Raw genomic sequence first — 15,988 nt, 5'->3', positions numbered from 1 at the left:
TGTCCGCAGGGGCTCCGGATGTGTATTAGATGCTCTCCATCACGCGCGCCCGCAACCTGGGTGTTCGCCGGCCGCCGCATGACCCTGATTCAACGCTATCTTTTCAAACAGATCGCCCTGCCTGTCGCGGCCGCATGCGGCGCCCTGGCGGGAATCGGCCTGCTGTCCCAGAGCCTGGATCAACTGCAGGTCATCGTCGAGCGCGGGCAAAGCGTTCTGGTTATGATCAAACTGACCCTGCTGGCCCTGCCGCAGCTGTTTTCGGTCATCCTGCCGATCGGCCTGTTCGTGGGTTCGCTGATCGCCCTGACCCGGCTGCAGCGCGAACAGGAGCTGACCGCCACCTTCGCCAGCGGCATGACGCGGTGGCAGGTGATCTCTCCGGCGGTGCGGATCGCGGTGATCGTGACCTTGCTGGCCCTGTTCACGAACCTGTTCGCCCAGCCCTGGGCCCAGCGCACGGCGCGGCAGGAAGCCTTCGCCATCCGCACCGACCTGGCCGCCCTGCTGGTCGAGGAAGGCCGTTTCGTCCAGGGGCCGGGCGGCCTGACCGTCTATGTGCAGCAGATCGAGCAGAACGGCCTGCTCAAGAACCTGTTCGTCTACCTGGACAACGGCAAGACGGTGCGGACCTGGGACGCGGGCGAGGCCCGGTTCGAACGGATCAACGGCGCCCCGACGCTGACGTTGGTGAACGGATCGGCGCAGGAGTATTCCAAGGACGGCGTCTTGAACCAGTTGTCGTTCGATCGCTGGCCCTTCGACCTGACCCCGTTCACCGAGAGCTCGGAGAAGATCCGCTACAAGCCGGCGGATCTGTGGATGTCGCAGCTGGTCAATCCGACCCCGGACCTGATCGGCCATAGCGGGTCGCGCGGCGAGCTGATGGCCGAGGCCAACAATCGGCTCTCCTCGCCCCTCTACGCCCTGACCGCCATGGCCATGGCGCTGGCGGCCATCATGGGCGGCCAGTTCAGCCGTTCGGGCTACAGCCTGCGCATCGCCAAGGCGGCGGGCGTCTTCCTGCTGGTCCGGATCATGGGCTACGGCATCGTCGCGGCCAGCGCCTGGAACGGCTGGCTGAACGTCTTCCAGTACGTCCTGCCCCTAGCCTCCGCGGCCCTGGCCCTGCGGTTGCTGTTCCGCGCGCTCAAGCCCCGGCGCCGGCGCACCTGGCCCCTCCTCGAGCGTCTGAAGGCGAGGTTCGCATGAAGCTCTCCCTGCGCGGCGGCGAGATTCGCACCCCGTTCCGGCTGGGCCGGATCGAACGCTATGTCCTTATCCAGCAGATGCGCGCTTTGGGCGTGGCCCTGGCGGTGATCAGCGCCTTGGTCATGCTGATCGACTTCGTCGAGATCTCGCGCGGCCTGGGCTCGGAGACCGACCTGTCGGCCCTGCGCATCGTCGGCCTGATGATGATCAAGTCGCCGCAGGTGATCGTCCAGCTGCTGCCCTTCGTCTTCCTGTTCGGCACCCTGTCGGCCTTCGTCAGCCTGAACCGGCGTTCGGAGCTGATCGCCATGCGGGCGGCGGGAATCTCGGCCTGGCGCTTCGTTCTGCCGGCGGCGGGAATGGCGCTGGCGCTCGGAGTTCTGACGGTCACGGCCATTGGTCCGTTGGCGGCGGCCGGCGACAACCTGTTCCAGCGCGAGCGCGCCCGCATCTCGGGCTCGGCCCTGGGCGCCGACGAGCAGAACCAGGCCATCTGGCTCCGCGAAGGCGAGGACGCGCGCCAGATGGTCATCCGCGCCGGCCGTCAGGACCGCGCCAACGCCCGGCTGCTGGACGTGACCTTCTTTATCTACACGACCGACCCGCACGGTCGCCGCATGTTCAGCGAGCGGATCGACGCCCCGTCAGCCAGCCTCAGCGCCGGCCGCTGGCGGCTGATCAACGCCGTGGGCGCCCAGACAGGTCAGCGCGCGGTGCGCTACGCCACCCTGGATCTGCCCTCCAGCCTGGCCGACGACGAGGCTTTCGAGCGATTCGCCCGGCCCCAGGCGACCTCCTTCTGGTCCCTGCCCGCCCAGATCCAGCGGATCGAGGATGCCGGCTTCTCCTCCACCGCCTACCGGCTGCGTCTGCAACAGCTTCTGGCCACGCCCCTGATGTTCGCGGCCATGTCGATCCTGGCCGCGGCCTTCTCCCTGCGCCTGATGCGGCTGGGCGATCTGGCCAAGATGGCGGTCGGCGCCGTGGTGCTGGGCTTCGCCTTCTTCTTCCTGAACCAGGCGTCCTCGGCCTTCGGCTCGGCCGAGGTGGTGCCGCCGTTCGTGGCGGCCTGGTTGCCGGCGATACTCACAGCGCTCGCCGCCTTGACCTTGCTGTTCTATACCGAAGACGGCTAAGCGACCGGTCGGCGGGGGGCCGGCGGTTTACGGATTGAGTTGGCATGCAGACTGAACGCGGCGCCTCCCGGCGGACGGGAAAGGGCACTGGCTTGCGACACCGGCTTCTGGCCGGCGCCGCCCTGATCGCCTGCGCCCCGTGGCTTTCGGGCCAGGCCGCGGCCCAAACCACGCCACAAGCCGCTCCCGCCGCCGCCGAATCGCAGGCGACCGGCGCCGACGGACTGCCGCCCAAGGCCGTCTACATCCAGGCCGAACAGGCCACCCGCACCGGCGATGTGATCACCGCCAGCGGCGTCGTTGAACGGGTCCTGGCCCGCTTCCAGGGGCATACGCTGCGCGCCGGCGAGGTGACCTACGACATGGAGAAGGGCGTCGGCGGCGCCGATCGTCAGGTCGAGCTCACCAGCCCCGAGGGCGACGTTCTCTACGCCAGCCACATCGAACTGGATTCCGACCTCAAGGCCGGGGTCGCCGTCGATCTGGCCACCCGCCTGTCCAACGGTTCCAGCCTGATGGCCGCCACGGCCGTGCGCCGCTCCGAGCACGTGTCGGAACTCAACTACGCCCTGTTCACCCCCTGCGCGATCTGCGACGCGGAAGGCAATCCCAAGACCCCCAGCATCGCCATCCAGGCCGAGAAGGTGGTCCAGGACGAGGATCTCAGGGCGATCCTGTTCCGCAACGCCACCTTCCGCGTGGGCGGCGTCCCGATGTTCTGGCTGCCGGTCTTCGCCGTGCCGGACCCGACGGTCGATCGCGCCTCGGGCCTGCTGATCCCGATCATCAACTATGACGAGGGCCGGGGCGTCTCGGTCGAGATGCCCTACCTGCATGTGGTCTCCCCGTCCGAAGACTGGATCGTCAGCCCGCAGATCAACACCCGGGTCGCGCCCTTCCTGAACCTGCAATGGCGTCGGCGCTTCATGGACGGCACGGTGGTCGCGCGCGGCGGCTATACCTACGCCCAGTCCTTCGGCGACTTCGACCTGGACGGCGATGGAATCGCCGAGAGCAATGTCGACTACGGCGACCGCACCAGCCGCAGCTACATCCTGGCCTATGGCAAGTTCGATCCCGCCGGCCCGTGGCGCTGGGGCTTCACGGCCGAGCGGACCTCCGACAAGACCCTGTTCGACCGCTACGACGTCCGCGATCCCTATCAGGACAACGGCCTCTACTACGGCGACCAGCGCCGGCTGATCAGCCAGCTCTACGCCGAGCGCCAGACCGCACGTTCGTACCTGTCGGTGGCCGCCTTCTCGATCCAGAGCCTGCGCGTCGCCCAGTTCAACGACGTCACCCCGGCTCTGAACGTCTTCGAGGACGACAAGACCCTGCCGCTGGTCGCGCCGCTGGTCGACGCGCGCTGGGAGCCGTCCGAGGCGGTGCTGGGCGGGCGCCTGCGACTGAAGGCCTCTGCCGTTTCGCTGTCGCGCGACGCCTATGTCGGCGCCCCGGTCCTGCGTCCCGAGGTCATTCCGGCCGGATCGACCGACGGCTTCGGCGGCGTCGACAGCCGCCGCGTCACCTTGCAGGGCGAATGGCGCCGGACCTTCTTCAGCCCCTCCGGCATCCGCTACGAGCCCTTCGTCGACGCCCGTTTCGACGCCTATTCGGTCTCGGACCTGCCGCCCATGCCGGGCAGCGAGGCCGAGAACATCATCACCCGTGGCCGGGCCACCGCCGGGATCGACGTCAGCTATCCGATGATCAAGCGCCTCAGCGCGACCTCGGACCTGATCATCGAACCGCTGGCCCAGTTCTCGATCTCCAACAAGGCCGACCTCGACCCCCACATTCCGATCGAGGACACCCAGACCTTCGAGCTGGACGAAAGCTCCCTGTTCCGCACCGACCGTCTTCCGGGGTACGACTTCTACGAAGGCGGTTCGCGGTTCACGGCGGGCGCGCGCGCGACCCTGCGTTGGGACGACATCCGCAAGGCCAGCCTCTTCGTCGGCCGCAGCATGCGCTCGGACGACGAAGACGCCTTCCTGACGTCCATCCCTGACAGTCCGTCCAGGCTCTATGACCCCTCGGGTCTGGCGTCGCAAACCTCCGACTGGGTGGTCCAGGCCAGCTTCTCGCCGACCGACCGTTTCCGCGGCTGGGGCCATGCGACCCTGGACGGCTCGGGCGACATCCGCCGGGCCGAAGCCGCCGTCGACGGGACCTGGGGCCGCCGCAACGTGGCCACCGTCAGCTATATCGTCGACCGCTCGAATCCGCTCGGCGGGCCGAACAACCGGAACTACGAGTTCGTCCAGCTGCAGGGCCAGCAGTTCGTCTACGGCAACTGGGGCGTGGCGGTCACAGGCATCGCCGATCTTGAGCGCGACCTGATCACCCGTTCGGAGGTCGGTCTGCTGTTCGACGACGACTGCTTCCGCTTCGAGCTGGGTTTCCGCCAGGACAACACCCGCGTGCGGCCTTCAGGGCCGTCCGAAGGGGTTTATGTGCGCCTAAACCTCGCCACTTTTGGCGGTACAGGCTACGGACGAAACAGCAACCGATGAACACGTCGCTTGCAGGGGCGCGACCTCCCCGCACAATGGGGTCGAGACGGCGCTTCTTGAGGATCCAGGACAGACTATGCCTTTGATGCGTAACACGACGGGCGTCGCGATCGCCGCGCTTCTCGCAGGCACGGCCATTGCGCCGGCCTGGGCCCAGACGGCGCCGGCTCCGGCTCCGACTCAGACGCCGCCCGCGTCTCCGCCCGCTTCGCCCGCCGCCGGCGCCCTGAACCCGGCCGCCGAGCAGGCGCCGGCCCGTCCGGCCGCCGCGCCGCCGCAGTTCCAGATCTCCGAAGGCGTGATCGCCACGGTCAACGACCAGGTCATCACCAGCTTCGACCTGCGCCAGCGCATGCTCGTGATCATCGCGATGAGCCAGGTGCAGCCGACCGAGGAAAACCTTCCGGCCATCCAGCAGCAGGCCCTGAACGCCCTGATCGAGGAGCGGCTCCAGAATGAGGAGATCGCCAAGTACAAGGATCTGGTGATCAGCGACGCCGAGGTGGACGATGAAATCGCCTCCATGGCCCAGGAAGCCGGCACCACGCCCGCCAACTACATGAACTTCCTCGCCCAGGGCGGCATCCGCCCCCAGAACATGCGCGAGCAACTGCGGACCGAACTGGGCTGGCGCGCCCTGGTCGGCGGCCGCTTCAACAGCCGTTCCAAGGTCTCCCATGCCGCGGTCGAACAGGCCATGCGTCAGCTCACCGAGACGGCGTCCAAGCCCCAGTACCTGATCGGCGAGATCTACATCGAGGCCGCGCGCGTCGGCGGTCAGCAGGCCGCCGTGAACGGCGCCAACCAGCTGGTCCAGCAGATGGTCCAGGGCGCGCCCTTCCAGGCCGTCGCCCGCCAGTTCTCGGCCGCCCCGTCGGCGCAGCGCGGCGGCGACGCCGGCTGGGTCGTCCAGGGCACCGTCCAGCCCGCCCTGCAACAGGCGCTCGACCAGCTCCAGGTCGGCCAGCTGTCGCGCCCGATCCCGGTCGATGGCGGGGTCTACATCGTCTATATGCGCGACAAGCGCTCGGGGGTCGCCACCAGCCTGGTGTCGATGAAGCAGATCATGGTCGAGGTCCCGGAAACGGCGTCCGAGGCGGATGTCGCCGCCGCCACCGCTCGCCTTGAAGCCATCAAGCCGCAACTGACCTGCGACAACATTCTGGCGCGCGCCACCTCAGAACAGGGCCTTCTCGGCTCCGACCTCGGGGAATCGGACATCGCCAACCTGGCGCCCCAGTTCCAGCAGGTCGCCCGCGCGGCCGAGGTCGGTACGATCAGCTCGCCGGTCCGCACCCCGCTGGGCGTGCACCTTCTGGCCGTCTGCGGCCGTCGCGCCGGCGGTCCCGACGCCCCGACCTTCCAGCAGGTCGAAAACCGTCTGCAGAACCAGAACCTCGCCATGCTGGCGCGCCGCTACATCCGCGACCTGCGGTCGGACGCCCTGATCGAGATGAAGTAGCCGGATGGCCGCGCCCCGGCCGCTGGTCCTGTCGATGGGCGAGCCCGCCGGGGTCGGTCCCGAGATCATCGCCGACGCCTGGCGAGCGCTCTCCACCGAAGGCGCGCCCTTCGCGGTCATCGGCGATCCCGGCCTGCTGAAGGCGCAAGGCGTGCCGATCCTCGAGATCGGTCAGGTCGCGGACGCCGCCGACCGGTTCGCCCGCGCCCTGCCGGTGCTCAGCCACCCTGCCCCCGCCTCGGTCATCGTGGGCCGGCCCGATCCCGCCAACGCAGGGGTCGTGGCCGACTGGATCGAACGCGGCGTCGACCTCTGCCTGTCGGGCGAGGCTTCGGGCCTGGTCACCGCCCCGATCGCCAAGGCGCCGCTCTACGCCGCCGGCTTCCGCTTTCCGGGCCATACCGAGTTCATCGCCGAACTGACCGCCGACGCCCCCTTCGCCGGGACGCGCGGGCCGGTCATGATGCTGACGGCGAAGGACCTGCGCGCCTGTCTGGTGACCATTCACGTCGCGCTCGATCAGGTGCCCCAGCTGGTCACCGGCGAGCGTGTCATCCGCACCGCCAGGGTCGTGCATGAGGCGATGAAACGCGACTTCGGCATCGCCCGCCCGCGTCTGGCCCTCGCCGCCCTCAACCCCCATGCGGGCGAAGGCGGGGCTCTGGGCCTGCAGGAGATCGAGGTTCTGGCGCCCGCCGTCGAGGCCCTGCGCGCCGAAGGGATTGCGATCACTGATCCCCGGCCCGCTGACACCATGTTCCATGACGAAGCCCGCGCGACCTATGACGCCGCCATCTGCCTCTATCACGACCAGGCCCTGATCCCGGTCAAGACGCTGGACTTCTGGGGTGGGGTCAACGCCACCCTCGGCCTGCCCATCATCCGCACCTCGCCCGATCACGGGACGGGGTTCGACATCGCCGGCAAGGGCGTCGCCCGCCCCGACAGCCTGATCGCCGCCATCAGACTGGCCGCCGAGATGGCAGCGGCGCGCGCTGGCGGCTAGCTTTCCGCAGGTTGTCGGTGTTCAAGGGCGCATGAGTTCCGACCTCCCCTCCTTGCGCGAATCCCTCGAAGCCCACGGGCTGCTGGCCAAGAAGAGCTTCGGTCAGCATTTCCTGCTGGACCTGAACGTCACGCGAAAGATCGTGCGGCTGGCCGGACCGTTCGAGGGCCGCGCCGTCATCGAGGTCGGCCCCGGCCCGGGCGGCCTGACCCGCGCCATTCTGGAGAGCGACGCCGGTCCGGTGACCCTGGTCGAAAAGGACCCCCGCTTCGTCCCCCTGCTGGAGGAGCTGGACGCCGGCGACGGTCGTCTGACCATCGTCCAGGCCGACGCCCTGAAGGTCGATGAGGCGAAACTGGCCGAGGGACCGACCCATCTGGTGTCCAACCTGCCCTACAACGTCGGCACGGCCTTGCTGATCAAATGGCTGACCGGGCCGTGGACGCCCTGCGCCCTGACGCTGATGTTCCAGAAGGAGGTCGCCGAGCGGATCGTGGCCGATACCGACGACGACGCCTACGGACGACTGGCGGTCATCTCGCAGGCGGTGGCCGAGGCGCGGATCGTCATGCATCTGCCCGCCGCCGCCTTCACCCCACCGCCCAAGGTGGCCTCGGCCGTGGTGCATCTGGTCCCGCGCGCCGACCGTCCCGACCGGGCGACACTGAAGCGACTGGAGACCGTCACCGCCGCCGCCTTCGGCCAGCGCCGCAAGATGCTGCGCTCCAGCCTGAAACAGCTTGGCGGCGGCGCCCTGTGCGAGGCCGCCGGCATCGATCCCGACGCCCGGGCTGAGACCGTCGAGGTCGCCGGCTTCCTGCGGCTGGCCGACGCCCTGCTGGCGAGGGCTTGATGACCGAGATCGAACCCTTCCGCGCCATCACCATCAGCCGCATTGCCCACGCCCTGAAGGCCGAGGGGCGTGATGTGATCCATATGGAGTTCGGCCAGCCCTCGACGGGCGCCCCCGCCGCCGCCATCGCCGAGGCGCACCGGGTGCTGGACGCCGACGGCATGGGCTATTGGGAGAGCACGCCGCTGAAGGCGCGCATCGCCCGTCTGTATCAGGACCGCTACGGCGTCGAGGTCGATCCCGACCGGCTGCTGATGACCTGCGGCGCGTCTCCGGCTCTGGTGCTGGCCCTGTCGTCGCGGTTCCGGCCCGGCGACCACATCGCCATGGCCCGGCCCGGCTATGTCGCCTATCGCAATACGGTCAAGGCGCTGAACCTGACGCCGGTCGAGATCGCCTGCGGCCCCGCCGAACACTATCAGCTGACCGCCGCTGCGCTGGAAGCGCTGGAACCCGCGCCCGCAGGCGTCATCATCGCCAGCCCCGCCAATCCCACCGGTTCGATCATCGCCCCCAAGGAACTGGCCGCCATCGCCGCCGTCTGTCGCCAACGCGGCATCGTCATCGTTTCGGACGAGATCTATCACGGCCTTAGCTACGGCAGCCCCACGCCCTCGATCCTGGAGTTCGAGCCCGAGGCCTTCGTCATCAACAGCTTCTCCAAGTACTGGAGCATGGCCGGGTGGCGACTGGGCTGGCTGCTGGTCCCGCCGGATCATGTCGCGGCTGCCAAGGCCTATATCGGCAATCTGTTCCTGACCCCGCCGTCGCTGAGCCAGCACGCCGGTCTGGTCGCCATGGACTGTGTGGACGAGCTGGAAGGCCATATCGAGGTCTATCGGAAGAACCGCGAGCTGGTTCTGGCCGCCCTGCCCTCTCTGGGTCTGAAGACCATCGCCCCACCGGACGGCGCCTTCTACGTCTGGGCCGACATCGGCCATCTGACCGACGACAGCGTGGCCTTCTGCGAGCAACTGCTGCGCGACACCGGCGTGGCGACCGCGCCCGGCGTGGATTTCGACCCCGTCGACGGCCACCGCTTCATGCGCTTTAGCTTCGCGGTGTCCACGCCCCTGATCGAGGCGGCGCTGGAACGGCTGAGGCCCTGGTTCGCGGCGCGGGCGGCAGCCTGAAGGTCAGGGCCTGAGCATCACCGGGGTGAACGTCGGGTTCTTGAGGCAGAGGACCTGTCTCTGCCAGTAGAACCCCTCGCCGGTCGGATGCCAGTTCAACGGCCCGGTCTGCTTGAACTCGAAACAGCCTTCGCCGGTGCGGACATTGAAACCTGTCTCAGCGCGCACCAGCGGCTCCTGCCCGTCCCTCTGTTCGACGATCAGGGCGAGCCGATAGGGCTTGTTCCACGGCGAGCCCATCTCGATCCGCGCCGTGAACTCGGTGGGCAGCGCCGGTCCGGCCAAAACCACCGCGTCCTTGTAGTGGCCCAGGAACATGGAGGTGCAGTTCGGCTGCGGGCACAGCGGCTGGGGATCGGTCTCGGACACCGTCTGAACCAGCACCAGACTGAGCTTCGTCGTATCGGCGGGCGGGAACGCCGGGCTGGCCGGAGACACGGCAGGCGCCTGAACGACGGCTTGCGCCAGCAACAGACTGAGAAGCGTCATCTCTCCCCCCAGAGTGAAAAGGCCCGCCGCCCTCGCGGAACGGCGGGCGCTACACTGTTATTCAGTGACCGCCGCGATGATCGCCGTGGCCGTCGTGGTCGCGACCTTGGTCGCCACGTCCGCCGTGGCCGCCCCGGTCATGGCCGCCGCGGTGGTGGTGGTCGCCGTAGTCGTCATAGGCGCAGGCCGCGGAACCGAGCGCCAGGGCGCCGAGCACGGCGAAAATCGCCAGCTTGCCGGGTTTGAAAGTCGTCATGTCGAAGTCTCCCAACACCCCCGTGTCGGGATCAGTAATGCACGCCGGCGGACCGTCGCCAATCGGCGTTCACCTTAAATTTCAGACATCTTCCTGCAGCAGGTCGTCGCGATACCCCTCGACCCAGGTGTTGCGGAACCGGCGGCTGCGCTCGGCGTGGTAGATGTGGGCCAGCTCGGCATAGGAGCGGTCGAAGTCGTCGTTGACGAAGACATAGTCGAAGACGTCCGAGTGCTCGATCTCGCCCTTGGCGTTGCGGATACGGCGCTCGATGACCTCGTCGGCGTCCTGCGAGCGGGTTACCAGACGGCGGCGCAGTTCTTCGAGGCTGGGCGGCAGGATGAAGACACGCACGGCGTCGCCCGGGCATTTCTCGGCGATCTGGGCCGCGCCCTGCCAGTCGATATCGAACAGGACGTCGCGGCCTTCGGACAAGGCTTTGTCGATGGGCGCGCGCGGCGAACCGTAGCGGCTGCCGTGGACGTCGGCCCACTCCAGGAAGGCGTCCTGATCGATCAGGTCCTGGAACGCTTCCGGGCTGACGAAGTGATAGTCGCGGTCGGCGACCTCGCCCGGACGAATGCCGCGCGTGGTCATGGAGATCGACAGTTCCAGATTGCCGTGGTCGGCCATCAGACGGCGGCACAGGGAGGTCTTGCCGGCGCCCGAGGGGCTGGCCACGATCAGGAGGACGCCCCGGCGCGGCGTGCGGTCATTCGACATTTTGGACTTGTTCTCGGAGTTGCTCGATCACCGCCTTCAGATCGAGTCCGATGGCGGTGAGCGGCGTCGTAGCCGATTTCGAGCAGAGTGTGTTCGCTTCGCGCATGAATTCCTGCATCAGGAAGTCGAGTTTTCGTCCGGCGGGCGGTTGCCGCAACAGGGTGCGGGCCGAGGCGACGTGGGCGGTCAGTCGATCCAGCTCCTCGCGGACATCCGCCTTTGTGGCGAGCGCCGCCGCTTCCAGCACGGTCCGGTCGTCGAGGCCATGGGCGTCGGGCGCCAGTTCGGCCATGCGGCGAGCGAAGCGGTCGCGGATGTGATCGGTCTGGGCCTGGGCCTCGCCCTCGCCGCGCGCGACCAGTCCCTCGATGGCGTCGATGAAGTCGGTGATGACGGGCGTCAGTTGGCCGCCTTCCCGCTCGCGCGACAGCTTCAGGGCGTCGAGGGCCTCGGCGATGGTCGCGGCCATGGCGGCCTCGATAGGGGCTCGCGCCTCAAGATCGGCGTCCTCCTCCGGCGCGTCCAGCACGCCGCGCAGGGCCAGCAGGCCGTCGGCCGAGGGCGGCGTCGCCCCTTCCATAGTCAGCTGGTTGGCCAGCTCCAGATAGCGCAGCAGCACCGCCTCATTGACCTTCAGCGCCGCTGCGCCGCCCTGCGCCTGCTTCGCCTGGACCCCGACGGTGACCTGGCCCCGGTTCAGCCGTCCCTGCGCCGCCGTTTTGGTCAGGCGTTCGAGGTTGTCGAAGCCGTTGGGCCCACGGAAGCGGACCTCCAGATTGCGGCCGTTGACCGAGCGCGCTTCGACGCTCCAGCTCCAGCCGTCCAGCGCCCCGTCGGCCCGGCCGAAGCCGGTCATGCCCGATATCGCGCTCACCGGGGATCCGCCGGGGCGCCGCGCAGAGGCCGTGAGGGCGTCAGGGCTCCCGGCGGCTGCATGGTGATGACGGCCTCACCGGTCAGGGGCTGGTCCGTCGGGGCCGTACCGGGAGCCAGAGCGCCGGGAGCGGCGGGCGGGGTCGCGCCGGGCGGCAGGCCGGCTTTCCGCCGTTCGATCTCCCTCCAACGCGCCACATTGACCAGATGCTGCTCATAGGTGCTGGCGAAAACATGCCCGCCGGTGCCGTCGGCGACAAAGAACAGGTCATTCGAGCGCGGCGGGTTGAGCACGGCGGCGATGGCGTCCTTGCCCGGGTTGGCGATGGGCGTCGGCGGCAGGCCGTCGATCAGATAGGTGTTGTAGCCCGTGTCGGCCTGCAGCTCGGACTGGCGGATGCCACGCCCCAGCGGGCGTCCGTGCGTGATGCCGTAGACGATGGTCGGATCGCTCTCGAGCCGCACGCCCATGCGCAGACGGTTGGAGAAGACCGCCGCCACACGCGGACGCTCGGTCGCCAGACCCGTCTCCTTCTCGACCACCGAGGCCAGGATCACCGCCTCTTCGGGGGTGCGGACCACGGTCGTGGCGCTGCGGGTCGCCCACAGCCGGGCCAGATTCTCGGTCATGGCCCGCTGCATGCGGGCGACGACCGAAGCGCGGGTCTCGCCGCGCGAGACCTCATAGGTGTCGGGCCACAAGGAGCCCTCGGCCGGCGGGGTGTCGACCGTGCCGGTCAGCACCGCCTCCTTGTTCAGGATGTCCACCGCCTGAAGCGACGACCAGCCCTCGGGGATGGTCACATAGTGGCGCACGACCCGGCCGTCGGTCAGCAGCCGCAGCACGGTGCGCAGCGAGGCCTTCGTCGGCACCTGGTATTCGCCGGCGCGCAGCTTGCGGTCCGCGCCGGTCAGGGTGGCTGCGGCCTTGAACATGTCGGTGGAGCGGATAACGCCCGCGCTCTTCAGCTGGGCTGCGATGGCCGAGACGCCCGAGCCGCTGGACAGGGAGACGACGGTCGCCTCCCCCGCCCGCGCCGAGGGTCCAGGCGCGTAATAGACGCTCCAGGCCCAGACCAGGGCCGCGATCAGGAACAGGCTGAACGTCGCCGACGCCGCCAGCAGGGCCGCGACCAGGCCGGAGCGCTTGCCCCGCATCGCTGGTCTCGGGCCTTTGATGGGTCCCCCCGAACCCTTGGACACTAGGCCACCTTCTTGAAGATGATCGAGGCGTTGGTGCCGCCGAACCCGAAGCTGTTGGACATGGCCACATCAATCTCCATCGGCTTGCCTTTGTGTGGCACGAGATCGATGGCGGTTTCGTGTTCCGGGTCGTCGAGGTTGATCGTCGGCGGCGCGATCTGGTCGCGGATGGCCAGCACCGAGAAGACGGCCTCGATGGCGCCGGCGGCGCCGAGCAGGTGACCGGTCATCGACTTGGTCGAGGACATGGCCATGTTCTTCGCATGGTCGCCGACCAGCTTCTCGACCGCGCGCAGCTCGATCCAGTCGGCCATGGTCGAGGTGCCGTGGGCGTTGACGTAGTCGATGTCCTCGATGGCGATCCCGGCGCGCTTCACAGCGGCCTTCATGGCGCGATAGGCGCCGTCACCGTCCTCGGACGGGGCGGTGATGTGATAGGCGTCGCCGGACATGCCGTAGCCGACGACTTCGGCGTAGATCTTCGCACCGCGCGCCTTGGCGTGCTCATACTCTTCCAGCACCACGACGCCCGCGCCCTCGCCCATGATGAAACCGGCGTGGCCCCGGTCATAGGGCCGCGAGGCCGCTTCCGGGGTGTCGTTATAGGCGGTGCACAGGGCCTTGCAGGCCAGGAAGCCGGCGATGCCGATCGGCACGATCGAGCTTTCCGCCCCGCCCGCCACCATCACATCGGCGTCGTCGAAGGCGATCATCCGGGCCGCGTCGCCGATGGCGTGGACGCCAGAGGCGCAGGCCGTGACCACGGCGTGGTTCGGCCCCTTCAGCCCATGGCGAATCGAGATCTGGCCTGAGGTCAGATTGATCAGGGCCGAGGGGATGAAGAAGGGGCTGACCCGGCGCGGGCCCTGCTCCTTCAGGATGATGGAGGTGTCTGCGATGGGGCCGAGGCCGCCGATGCCCGAGCCCATCATGACGCCGGTGCGTTCCTTGTCCTCGTCGGACTCGGGATGCCAGTTGGCGTCGTTCAGCGCCTCGTCGGCGGCGGCGATGCCGAACAGGATGAAGTCGTCGACACGCTTGCGGTCCTTGGCGGACATGATCTGATCAGGATCGAAGCTGCCCGGCACGTCGGGGCCGCCCTGGCCGCGACCGTCAACGCTGGGCACTTCGCCCGCGATGGTGCAGCCGTAGCCCTCGGTGTCGAAGGTCGTGATCGGGCCGATGCCCGACCGTCCCTCGACGATGCCCTTCCAGCTGTGTTCGACGCCCCAGCCCAGGGGGGTGACCAGTCCAAGGCCGGTGACGACAACGCGGCGCATGCCCTGCGCTCCATGACTGTTGAGACTCAAGCCGTAAATCATAGTGAGCGCGGGCCCGACTCGCTAGGGCGCGCGCCGATCGGCCGCCCATGCCCTGACCGGAGAACGCCGGTACTTGAATTCAGGCGCTGGCCCAGTCACCCTCGGCCCGAGCCATCCTGCCTCTCTCCTGGAGCAGGCCGCGCGCTGGAGAGCGAGCATGGACGACCCCGCTGAACCCTCCGCCGAACCGTCCCGGGCGAACCCGCCCTCGGCGCTGACGCCGGTCCTGACCGAGCCCTCGCCGCCTCGCAAGTCGATCAAGGGCGCCCTGGCTTCCCTCGGCGGCGGGACGGCGCGGCTGATCGGCAAGGGCCGCGAGCAGATCAACGAGACCCTGAACGACGCGGGCGCCTCGATCGAACGGCTGCACCGGCGCCTCGCCCTGATCCTGCTGGGGCTGTTCGCGGTGTTGGTGCTGGGCGCCGGCTTCCGCGCCATGGGCTGGGCCGAGGGCAACTATCTGCTGGTCGGCCTGATCTCCGCCGCTGCCCTCTATACCGTCATCAGTCCGGTCCATCTGATCGGCGTGGCCCTGGTCGGGGGCGGGATCGCGGCCTGGAAGGGGCGGCAGGACGCCCAGGCCGGACTGATGGCCTATGCCAGGCTGCTCGGGCTGGTCCTGCTGGCCTGTCTGACGCCTCTGGTCCTGTTCGCGGTCGCACCGGGGGATACCGCGTTCTGGGTGTCGCTAAGGCTGTTGCTGCTGACGCCCGTGGTCGTCCTGGCCCTGTGGCTGTTCGGGCAGGTCTCGCCCAGGGCCGAACGCTTCATCTTCATCGCCGCCCCCCTGGCCGCCGCTGCCCTGGCGTTGGGAAACATGCTGATCCCGGAACAGACCCTGGCCGGCATGGGCGTACCCGCCTGGCTGCGCGCGCCACGGCCCCAGGACGAGGAACTGGCCCGACTGGAGACCGCCATCGAGAAGCGCCGCAACGAGGCCCGCGCCGTCCGCCTGCGCGAGATCCGGGTCAAGATCGAGAACGGCCTGCCCCTGACCGCCGAGGATGAGGCCGCCGTCGCCGAGGCCCAGCGTGACCGCATCACCCTGTCCGGCTGGGTCGGCGCCCGCACCGAGGCGGTGCTGGCAGACATCCGCCGCCGCACGGCCGCGACGGGCAAGGTCACGCGCCCCGCCCTGGTCCTGCCCGCCGCCGGGACCCTGATCGCGCCGGCGGGCGCCTGGTCCAAGCCGATCACCGTGCCGAAGGACGCCCGCCTCTGCACCTCCGGCGAGGGCGGCGAGGCGGCCTATACGACCCAGTGTTCCTCGGGCGACGGCGGCTGGACCCGACGCTCGGCCGGCGGCTGCGAGGCCGGGGCCTTCGACCGGGCCCGCTTCCTCGGCCGCAGCCGCGCCCGGACCATCAGCTACCGCTTCACGCCCCTGACCACGGCCTGCGACGCGGGCTGAGCCTGTCGCCAAACGAAAACGGCCGCCCGCGCTCCGCAGGGAGCATCGGGCGGCCGTATCTGTGTCCAGACCCGACCGGGTCAGGACGCCGGGATTAGCCGGCGGTCTTTTCCGAGATGAACTTCACGGCGTCACCGACGGTCTGGATGTGCTCGGCGGCGTCATCCGGGATCTCGATGTCGAATTCTTCCTCGAAGGCCATGACCAGTTCGACGTTGTCGAGCGAGTCAGCGCCCAGGTCGTCGATGAAGCTGGCCTTTTCGGTGACCTTGTCCGGATCGGCGTCCAGGTGGTCGATGACGATCTTGCGGACGCGTTCCAGGGTGTCGGACATGGGTGTCTCTGCCTTATGAGGCCGCGAGAAGCGGCTGTTGTCTCAAATCCTGCCGT

General features: G+C 68.7%; 15 protein-coding genes. 8 read left to right on the top strand and 7 right to left on the bottom strand.

Annotated features, from left to right (window positions below):
• Positions 1-78 precede the first annotated feature (78 nt).
• The 7 genes from ACW172_RS16465 to ACW172_RS16435 all read left to right on the top strand — a co-directional run bounded on the left by ACW172_RS16465 (position 79) and on the right by ACW172_RS16435 (position 9,321).
• Positions 79-1,212 carry an LptF/LptG family permease gene (locus ACW172_RS16465; RefSeq protein WP_492032517.1) on the top strand — a complete coding sequence of 378 codons (1,134 nt, stop codon included), beginning with the start codon at positions 79-81 and terminating at the stop codon, positions 1,210-1,212.
• Positions 1,209-2,348 (top strand): LPS export ABC transporter permease LptG, encoded by a 1,140-nt coding sequence (gene lptG / locus ACW172_RS16460; RefSeq protein WP_492032516.1) that lies wholly within the window; start codon positions 1,209-1,211, stop codon positions 2,346-2,348. The genes ACW172_RS16465 and lptG overlap by 4 nt, the downstream gene beginning before the upstream one ends.
• 44 nt (positions 2,349-2,392) lie before the next feature.
• Positions 2,393-4,867, top strand: a complete 2,475-nt coding sequence (locus ACW172_RS16455) for an LPS-assembly protein LptD (protein ID WP_492032515.1) — start codon at positions 2,393-2,395, stop codon at positions 4,865-4,867.
• 85 nt (positions 4,868-4,952) lie between these two features.
• Positions 4,953-6,329, top strand: a complete 1,377-nt coding sequence (locus ACW172_RS16450) for a peptidylprolyl isomerase (protein WP_492032514.1) — start codon at positions 4,953-4,955, stop codon at positions 6,327-6,329.
• Positions 6,330-6,333: 4 nt separating this feature from the next.
• Complete coding sequence (pdxA, locus tag ACW172_RS16445; protein WP_492032513.1) at positions 6,334-7,335, top strand: 4-hydroxythreonine-4-phosphate dehydrogenase PdxA; 1,002 nt, start codon at positions 6,334-6,336, stop codon at positions 7,333-7,335.
• A gap of 31 nt (positions 7,336-7,366) precedes the next feature.
• Positions 7,367-8,188 carry a 16S rRNA (adenine(1518)-N(6)/adenine(1519)-N(6))-dimethyltransferase RsmA gene (rsmA, locus tag ACW172_RS16440; protein WP_492032512.1) on the top strand — a complete coding sequence of 274 codons (822 nt, stop codon included), beginning with the start codon at positions 7,367-7,369 and terminating at the stop codon, positions 8,186-8,188.
• The gene (locus ACW172_RS16435) at positions 8,185-9,321 is read left to right on the top strand and encodes a pyridoxal phosphate-dependent aminotransferase (RefSeq protein ID WP_492032511.1); all 1,137 of its coding nucleotides are present in this window, start codon (positions 8,185-8,187) and stop codon (positions 9,319-9,321) included. Before rsmA ends, ACW172_RS16435 begins: the two co-directional genes overlap by 4 nt.
• Positions 9,322-9,324: 3 nt before the next feature.
• Here the strand turns inward: ACW172_RS16435 and ACW172_RS16430 are convergent, their stop codons facing one another.
• The 6 genes from ACW172_RS16430 to fabF all read right to left on the bottom strand — a co-directional run bounded on the left by ACW172_RS16430 (position 9,325) and on the right by fabF (position 14,145).
• The gene (locus ACW172_RS16430) at positions 9,325-9,810 is read right to left on the bottom strand and encodes a hypothetical protein (RefSeq protein ID WP_492032510.1); all 486 of its coding nucleotides are present in this window, start codon (positions 9,808-9,810) and stop codon (positions 9,325-9,327) included.
• Between the two features lie 61 nt (positions 9,811-9,871).
• Positions 9,872-10,066 (bottom strand): hypothetical protein, encoded by a 195-nt coding sequence (locus ACW172_RS16425; protein WP_492032509.1) that lies wholly within the window; start codon positions 10,064-10,066, stop codon positions 9,872-9,874.
• 81 nt (positions 10,067-10,147) lie between these two features.
• The gene (gmk, locus tag ACW172_RS16420; protein ID WP_492032508.1) at positions 10,148-10,789 is read right to left on the bottom strand and encodes a guanylate kinase; all 642 of its coding nucleotides are present in this window, start codon (positions 10,787-10,789) and stop codon (positions 10,148-10,150) included.
• The gene (locus ACW172_RS16415; RefSeq protein ID WP_492034997.1) at positions 10,779-11,645 is read right to left on the bottom strand and encodes a YicC/YloC family endoribonuclease; all 867 of its coding nucleotides are present in this window, start codon (positions 11,643-11,645) and stop codon (positions 10,779-10,781) included. The genes gmk and ACW172_RS16415 overlap by 11 nt, the downstream gene beginning before the upstream one ends.
• 14 nt (positions 11,646-11,659) lie before the next feature.
• Positions 11,660-12,820, bottom strand: coding sequence for an endolytic transglycosylase MltG (gene mltG, locus ACW172_RS16410; protein ID WP_492032507.1), 1,161 nt, complete (start codon positions 12,818-12,820; stop codon positions 11,660-11,662).
• 44 nt (positions 12,821-12,864) lie between these two features.
• Positions 12,865-14,145 carry a beta-ketoacyl-ACP synthase II gene (gene fabF / locus ACW172_RS16405; protein WP_492032506.1) on the bottom strand — a complete coding sequence of 427 codons (1,281 nt, stop codon included), beginning with the start codon at positions 14,143-14,145 and terminating at the stop codon, positions 12,865-12,867.
• 199 nt (positions 14,146-14,344) lie between these two features.
• On the opposite strand from fabF, the gene ACW172_RS16400 reads away from it, so the two are divergent.
• The gene (locus tag ACW172_RS16400) at positions 14,345-15,598 is read left to right on the top strand and encodes a hypothetical protein (protein WP_492032505.1); all 1,254 of its coding nucleotides are present in this window, start codon (positions 14,345-14,347) and stop codon (positions 15,596-15,598) included.
• 94 nt (positions 15,599-15,692) lie between these two features.
• Here the strand turns inward: ACW172_RS16400 and ACW172_RS16395 are convergent, their stop codons facing one another.
• Positions 15,693-15,932: an acyl carrier protein gene (locus tag ACW172_RS16395; RefSeq protein ID WP_131249014.1), complete on the bottom strand. Its 240-nt coding sequence runs from the start codon at positions 15,930-15,932 to the stop codon at positions 15,693-15,695.
• Between the last annotated feature and the right edge of the window lie 56 nt (positions 15,933-15,988).

Source organism: Brevundimonas sp. ALps5 (assembly GCF_058681645.1).
Note: the sequence above shows the minus strand (reverse complement) of the source record. Positions and strands in the feature narration are given on the sequence as shown.